The organism is Vibrio sp. 03_296 (assembly GCF_002265885.1).
Genome location: NZ_NPKW01000950.1, coordinates 1 through 947, shown reverse-complemented (window position 1 = coordinate 947; position 947 = coordinate 1). Strand labels below are relative to the sequence as shown.

The following is a 947-nucleotide window of genomic DNA, read 5'->3' as shown; positions in this document are numbered from 1 at the left end:
CAGCAGGCTAAGTGGCTCTTGGATTTCAGCATGCAGCTCAATMGCAAAATTCCGTTGGCGTAATGCCCGACCTTGGCGATAAAGAGCGGATCTTGGTACTGCTCGCGCAAGGCGATTCAGGGCGTGGCTGACCGCTGGTGCGGTAATGCCAAGCGTCTCTGCCGCTTCGTTTACGCTGCGCGTTTTCATCACCACATCAAAGGTTTTCAGTAAGTTTAGATCCATCGTCATCTCGTTAGGTGCCATCTTGTGCGCTGCTGAAACGTTGATTTTTACCCATTCGTCCGTTGGCTGTCCAAGTGATGTTCGGTGAGCACAAAACCTATTTCTAAAGTTGGTGGGCCACTTCAATTCCTCTAAACACGCCAAATTAAATATATAAGCAAATTATATAAATATTTATCCATTGCAAGATGTAATCCTGACGAACAAAAATTGTTACCTTTCTCAGGGCATTTTTATTGCGCTGAGTAAATTATGACCTTACTATCGCATCGCTTCTTGATGATAGCCAATCCGAGTACATCACAGCTGTTTATGTGGCAAGGCGATAGAGCAACTATCCAAGAGTGACTTTGACGGCGCACCAGCGCTTTTATTGACGCTCCACTTTTCATACCCACTCATCTCTTATGTATGAAAGTGCCCATTACTTTGGAGGTTTGCTATGGCACATTCACAATCTATTTTGATATTCATTCACTAACTTCACCAGTGCTAAGCGCAGAAGAAATCCAGTTGATCGAAGCGTCGGTTGAGCAATTTGGTGCGCCACTATTGTTATTGGACTGCGATGTGATTCGTCAGCAGTACCGCGCTTTGAAAAACGCTCTGCCAAATGTGACCCTGCACTACGCATTAAAACCGCTGCCACACCCTGTAGTGGTGCGTACTTGTTGGCGGAAGGTGCCAGTTTTGACCTTGCCACAACAGGTGAAGTTGAGTTG

Annotated in this window: 1 protein-coding gene and 1 pseudogene; one reads left to right on the top strand and one right to left on the bottom strand. The window is 45.9% G+C overall.

The features are described 5' to 3' along the window. Nucleotides 1-225, bottom strand: a 225-nt coding sequence (locus CIK04_RS29050; protein ID WP_128824749.1) for a LysR family transcriptional regulator, incomplete at its 3' end; no start/stop codon positions are given. A gap of 417 nt (nucleotides 226-642) precedes the next feature. Here CIK04_RS29050 and CIK04_RS29045 point away from each other — a divergent pair. Further along, a pseudogene (locus CIK04_RS29045) lies at nucleotides 643-947 on the top strand (hypothetical protein); the annotation flags it as partial.